The 6135-nt window shown below is 54.8% G+C and carries 5 protein-coding genes and 1 pseudogene; all 6 read right to left on the reverse strand.

Translation table 11 applies throughout. The features are described 5' to 3' along the window. Positions 1 to 329 (reverse strand): annotated as a pseudogene (locus M7R55_RS10370) (serine-type D-Ala-D-Ala carboxypeptidase); the annotation flags it as partial. Positions 330 to 349: 20 nt separating this feature from the next. Continuing rightward, positions 350 to 1195: a septal ring lytic transglycosylase RlpA family protein gene (locus tag M7R55_RS10375; protein WP_298220337.1), complete on the reverse strand. Its 846-nt coding sequence runs from the start codon at positions 1193 to 1195 to the stop codon at positions 350 to 352. Positions 1196 to 1206: 11 nt separating this feature from the next. After that, a complete protein-coding gene (gene mltB, locus M7R55_RS10380; RefSeq protein ID WP_298220338.1) occupies positions 1207 to 2325 on the reverse strand; it encodes a lytic murein transglycosylase B in 1119 nt (372 codons plus the stop codon). A 26-nt stretch (positions 2326 to 2351) separates the two neighbouring features. Next, a complete protein-coding gene (gene rodA, locus M7R55_RS10385) occupies positions 2352 to 3560 on the reverse strand; it encodes a rod shape-determining protein RodA (protein ID WP_298220339.1) in 1209 nt (402 codons plus the stop codon). Then, a complete protein-coding gene (gene mrdA, locus M7R55_RS10390; protein WP_298220340.1) occupies positions 3550 to 5433 on the reverse strand; it encodes a penicillin-binding protein 2 in 1884 nt (627 codons plus the stop codon). Before mrdA ends, rodA begins: the two co-directional genes overlap by 11 nt. A gap of 83 nt (positions 5434 to 5516) precedes the next feature. Next, positions 5517 to 6047 carry an inorganic diphosphatase gene (gene ppa, locus M7R55_RS10395; protein WP_298220341.1) on the reverse strand — a complete coding sequence of 177 codons (531 nt, stop codon included), beginning with the start codon at positions 6045 to 6047 and terminating at the stop codon, positions 5517 to 5519. Positions 6048 to 6135 lie beyond the last annotated feature (88 nt).

Raw genomic sequence — 6135 nt, forward strand, 5'->3', positions numbered from 1 at the left:
CTGAACACAAGGTACGAGGTCATCAACTTGGTGATACTTGCAGGAGGCACCGGTTCATCGGCATTTTTCTGGACAATGATCTGCCCGGTATTGGCATCCAGAAGCATATACGAACGGGCGGACAATACCGGCGCACCAGGAACCGGCATCGCAACCTGGGGTGGCATAGTCGAGGCAGGTACAGGCTGCGCATTCTGAGGGGTGAGGGGAGTGGTGTCAGCCTCGGCCGGTACGAAAAGGGGCGCGCCCAAACCGAACACTAAAGCTACGGCCAACAGACGTGGCATTGACCGCGCCTGAAGCGCAGCGCGTGTGTGTTGTTTCGTCATATCAATACTCTTGTTCTCTCTCATTGTTCCACTACCATCTGCGCATTATCAAAACCGATTGTTCTTAATTGATCCATGAGGCGGTCATAGTCCGCGAGCGATGCCACCGGACCGACCCGCACGCGATTCAAGGTCCCGAAGGGTGTGACCGATACGGCGGTGATCCCAGCCTGGGCCAAACGCTGTTGCACAGTGATCACATGACCCATTTCGCCGAAAGCACCCACTTGAATGAATACATCCTGCCCCCAGACCGCGTGCGGCAGACTCGCAGCCGCGGAAATTGCTGTCGCACTGGCAACAGGTGAGGGTATTGCCGAGAGCGTTGGCACCCCGGACACGATGCTTTGGGACGTGGGTATCGGTGTATCCGGTGTGATTGATCGAACATCCACCATAGCCGTGCCCCGCCCGATCATGCCGATTTTCTTGGCCGCCGCATACGATAAATCAATGATGCGATTCGACATGAAAGGACCGCGGTCGTTCACCCGCACGATCACCTGTTTGCCATTTTCCATATTCGTCACCAGGACATAGGAAGGAATCCGCAATGTTTTGTGCGCTGCGGTCATTGCATACATGTTGTAGCGTTCACCACTGGAAGTGGATTTGCTCTGGAAGTTCGGACCGTACCATGAAGCCACGCCTTGCGCATCGTACCCGTCATTGCTGCCTAGTACATGATAAGTGCGCCCAAGCACGGTATAAGACGGTGGATTAAGGCGAGATGGCTGGGGCTCAAATCGTGGAACTGCATCAGATGTTGCTGCCTCACCGGGATTCACTCGATTTACCGTTGAACAACCGGACAAGAACACGGTTGCAAGCAGAACCAGTACCAGCCATGGATCTGTCCTATTCAATCGGGTGCGTCTCAAGGAGTCGTCACCTCTTTTTTCGGTGCAACCGCATTCCCCACATCTGAATTAGCAGTTGCCAATTCATTCCGAGCAGCCTGCACCGCCTGACTCAACTGCCAGACGGCCATCGCGTACAAGGTACTGTGGTTGTAGCGGGTAATCACATAAAAATTATCCAGCCCAACCCAGTATTCCACCTTATCAGGCCCGGTCAGCGTGAAGAGCATGACCTTCTCATCCTTTGGCAGGTACAGATCTTTCGGCAACGCGACCCCAAGTGAGCGCAACTCGCCAATCGTGATTTTAGGTTTGAGATCACGTCCGGTATTGAGCTTGTCCGCAACCGCGACTGCCTGCTGCTTGTTGACGTCAATCGGGAAGCCGACCGGCGCACCCGGAGTCCAGCCATGTTCGGAGAAATAATGCGCCACGCTGGCGAACACATCCGCATCGCTGTGCCACAGATCGCAGCGCCCGTCGCCATCGCCATCAACAGCCAGCTCAAGATAACTCGACGGGATGAACTGGGGCATACCCATCGCGCCGGCATAGCTACCCACCGCGTCATTCAGATCGAGATGTTCTTTGGCCGCCAGTGTGAAAAAGTCGGCGAGCTGCTGACGGAAGAAGGCGCCACGCTTGGGATAATCAAACCCGAGCGTCGCCAGAGCATCAATGACGCGATAGTTACCCATACGCTGGCCGTAGAAGGTTTCAACACCCACAATCGCCACAATGATGGCTGGAGAGACATTGTATTTCTGACTGATGCGTTCAAGTTCATCCGCATGGTCATTCCAAAATTCAACCCCGGTAGCGATCCGCTTGGGTGTTATGAAAATCGGCTGGTACTGCGCCCAGGTTTTGGATTCGGCAGGACGATTCATCGCATCGACGATACTTTGCTGATATTTCGCCGCAGCCAGCCACTGCTGGATTTCCGCTTGGGGCAGACCGGTCTCTTGCGCGGCTTCATGCGCAAATTCACGCACATCGGCGCGCGCCGCATAATTTCCCGGCGGCTTCGCACCTTCATCATCGGCAAAAGCAGGCAGGCAAAAAACACTCACGCCCAAGGTAATCGACGACAGAAGCACGCCCAACCACTTCCGGCTCCAAACCGAATGCTTCATCTTAGAATTTTTCAACGCGCGCTCACTCATCGTTCATGCCCCAAAAAACTCCGTTGCGTTCGAATACTCATCAGCATACCCAAGGCGATCATGATGGTCACCAGCGCTGTGCCGCCATAACTCATTAACGGCAACGGCACACCGACAACCGGTAAAATACCGACCACCATACCGGCATTGACAAAAACATAAACCAAGAAGGTCATAGAAATGGCGGCAGCCAGCATCCGGCCGGCGGTAGATTCCGCATAAGCGGCCACATAAAGCCCGCGCCAGATAACAGCCAAATACAGGCTGAAGAGCAGAATCAACCCCATCAAACCGAACTCTTCCGCATAAACGGCAAGAATAAAATCAGTGGTTCCTTCCGGTAGAAAGTTCAAGTGTGACTGGGTGCCTTGTAACCAACCCACGCCCCAGACACCGCCTGAACCGATTGCAATCATCGATTGGATGGTGTGATAGCCCGCACCCAATGGATCGGCCATGGGGTTGAACAGGGTCAGCACCCGATCCTTTTGATAATCGTGCATCACATAAAACCACATCAATGGTGCCGCAGCCGATATCGCCAGAACAAAACTCAATACATACCACCAGGACAATCCGGCAAAAAACAGCACGAACAGTCCGGCCGTCATGACCAGGATAGCTGTGCCCAGATCGGGCTGCATCACGATCAGAACAGTAGGCACCGCTACCAGAATCAGGGCTATCACCACGTCAAGAAACCGCGGAGGCAGCGGTCGCCGAGCCAGGAACCAAGCCAGCATCATCGGCATGCCGAGTTTGAGAATTTCTGCAGGCTGGAAGCGAATGAACCCCAGATCCAACCACCGTTGCGCCCCCTTTCCCACATCGCCGAACAAATGCACGGCCACCAACAGCAAGACAACGCTCCCGAACAACCAGGGCGCGATGGCGAAAAAGAAACGTTGAGGCACCTGAGCAATGGCAAGCATGAGCAGAAAAGCCAGCGCAAAACGGAATGCGCTTTTCTCAACCCAGACCACGCTCTGGTCAGAGGCGGAATAACCGGCCACCAAACCAATCGCAGCAATCAAAGTCAGGAAAAAGAGCAGAACCGGATCGTAATTGATGCGCCGAGTCAGAGAGAGAATTCCAAGGAAGAGCCGCTGTACACCTTCACGCTTACCGAAATCACTGCTTCGATTCAGACGATCGAGCACTGGCCCTCGCCCCGAGACGCTCACTTTTGGTTGCTCAGTCGCCATGTTTCACGAACTCCATCTGTACGGTCTTTTTGGGTTCGAACCCGAGGTAATAGTCCATGACACGTCGGGCGACAGGGGCCGCCGTCCCAGAACCGCTGCCCCCATGCTCAGCCAATACCGCCACGGCGATTTTCGGATCATCATACGGTGCAAAACCAATGAAAACAGCGTGATCGAGCAACTTCTTCTCCAGATCCTTGGCGTGATAACTCGCATTTTGCGCCACGGTGAAGACCTGGGCGGTACCCGTCTTACCAGCGATCAGATATGGGGCTGCAATCCTTCTTGCCGTGCCGTGCGGGCTGTTGATGACATCAAACATACCCTGGCGCACGTCGTTCCAGAAACTCGGGCTCTTGAGTTCTATGCTTGGCTCCTTATCTTCATAGCTGGATACCAACCAGGGACGATGGCGTTTTCCGGATTCGGCAAGAATCGATGTCGTTTGCGCCAACTGCAATACCGTGCTCAACATGTAACCCTGCCCGATACCGGCAATGACTGTCTCGCCGGGATACCAGGGCTGATTCTTTGCTTTACGCTTCCACTCGGGCGACGGTACCAGACCAGATGCCTCTCCGGGCAAGTCAATCCCGGTTTTCCGCCCCAAACCGAACTCGGTCAAAAACGTATGCATATGGTCGATGCCCATGCGATAGGCGAGATCATAGAAATACACATCTACGGATTGCGTAATCGCCTGATCCAGATCGACCCAGCCGTGTCCCCATTTGCGCCAGTCGCGGTAGTGGTGCTGGCTGCCGGGAATCTGGAAATACGGTCCGGCGAAGAATTTCTTGTTCGGGTCAAGGAAACCATATTGCATGCCTGCCAAAGCCATGACTGGCTTGATGGTCGAACCCGGTGGATAAGTGGCCGTGATAGCCCGGTCAAACAAGGGACGCTCGGGATCATTTAGCAACGCCTGATAGTTATCGTGACTGATGCCATCGACAAACAGATTCGGGTCGAAACTCGGCCGCGACACCATGGCCTTGATGGCGCCTGTGGCCGGGTCCTCTGCCACCACAGCACCGCTATACGAGCCAAGAGCGGCTGCGGCAATGCCCTGCAAAGGTACATCAAGCGTGAGGTGGATATCATGCCCGGCCACAGGGGGAACGATATTAAGCACCTTGACCACGCGCCCCACGGCATCGACTTCTATCGTCTTGAAGCCGGGCTTACCGTGCAAGTCATCTTCATATTCCCGCTCAATGCCTGACTTACCGATGTATTGAGTCCCCTGATACAGGTCGGCATTGATTCGTTTGAGGTCAGCCACATTGATGCGGCCGACATAGCCGACCACGTGGGCCAGGAGTTGCCGATAGGGATATACCCGCTTCAGGCTGGATTCCACGGAGACACCGGGCAACCAGGGTTGTAATTGGGCCAGCTTGGCCATTTCCACGGGTGTCAGATCCGATTTCACCAGTAGCGGATCGAATGAACGACCGAATTTGATACGTTCTTTCAGATCATGCACCGTATCGCCATCGAGCATGAGCACTTGCTGCAGCATCGAGAGCTCTCGTTTGAGATCGTCCGCATCCTCCGGCACGATTTGCGCCTGATACGTGGCCACATTGTCGGCCACGACGCGGCCGCCATCATCAAAAATGCGACCCCGCTCAGGCGGGATCACCAATGTTCGTGTGCGGTTGTTTTCCGCCATCTCGGAAAAATGATCATGACGGTCCACCTGTAGAAAGGCGGCTCGCCACAACAGAACGGTAAACACCAATAAAGCAATCAGTGCCGCCAGGAACACCCGGCGGCGCAGAATCCGTCGACTGAGATGCTTATCATTAAGACGACGATCATGGGCACGATTCTGCCGTGAATCGCGCATAGCCTTACGAACGTTCATGCCCGGCGCGCACTACCCGGCCCGGCCGTGAGACGACCAAACCGCGGGACGGATGATGGAAACGACCTGCGCATGCCTGGTTATCAGGCTTGCTGATAACGGGCAATCGAAGCCTCAATTTCGACACAGGCCGCGGCCTTGTCGGCCCACCCATCAACGCGCACCCACTTACCGGATTCAAGCGCTTTGTATTGCTCGAAGAAATGTTTGATTTGTGCCAGCAGCAAGGCCGGCAGATCAGTGGCTTCCTTGATTTCGTCGTACAGCGGAGACAACTTACTGTGCGGCACGGCGATGATCTTGGCGTCCACACCGGATTCGTCCGTCATCTTGAGCATGCCAACAGGGCGGGCGCGAATCACCGAGCCAGGCATCAGTGGGGTGGGCGTGACCACCAACACATCCACCGGGTCACCATCTTCAGACAAGGTGTTGGGCACAAAGCCGTAGTTGGCCGGGTAGAACATGGCTGTCGCCATGAAGCGATCCACCAGCAGAGCGCCAGAGTCCTTGTCGACCTCATACTTGATCGGCGCGCCTTGGGCAGGAATTTCGATGACGACAAAAATATCTTCCGGTGCCGCTTTACCGGCAGGAATCTTGGCTAAATCCATGGTTTTCTCCTAAAAATTGTGAACAGGACATGATGAAAAAGAAGGCGCTCGGGTGATCAACCGACAATCTCGATACCGCGAGAAGCTA

The organism is Halothiobacillus sp., from assembly GCF_027346185.1.
In the GTDB taxonomy this organism is placed as follows: Bacteria; Pseudomonadota; Gammaproteobacteria; order Halothiobacillales; family Halothiobacillaceae; genus Halothiobacillus.

Coding starts and splice junctions, on each gene's coding strand:
- mltB (WP_298220338.1), bottom strand. CDS start 2,325: ATGAAGCATTCGGTTTGGAGCCGGAAGTGGTTGGGCGTGCTTCTGTCG.
- rodA (WP_298220339.1), bottom strand. CDS start 3,560: ATGGCGACTGAGCAACCAAAAGTGAGCGTCTCGGGGCGAGGGCCAGTG.
- mrdA (WP_298220340.1), bottom strand. CDS start 5,433: ATGAACGTTCGTAAGGCTATGCGCGATTCACGGCAGAATCGTGCCCAT.
- ppa (WP_298220341.1), bottom strand. CDS start 6,047: ATGGATTTAGCCAAGATTCCTGCCGGTAAAGCGGCACCGGAAGATATT.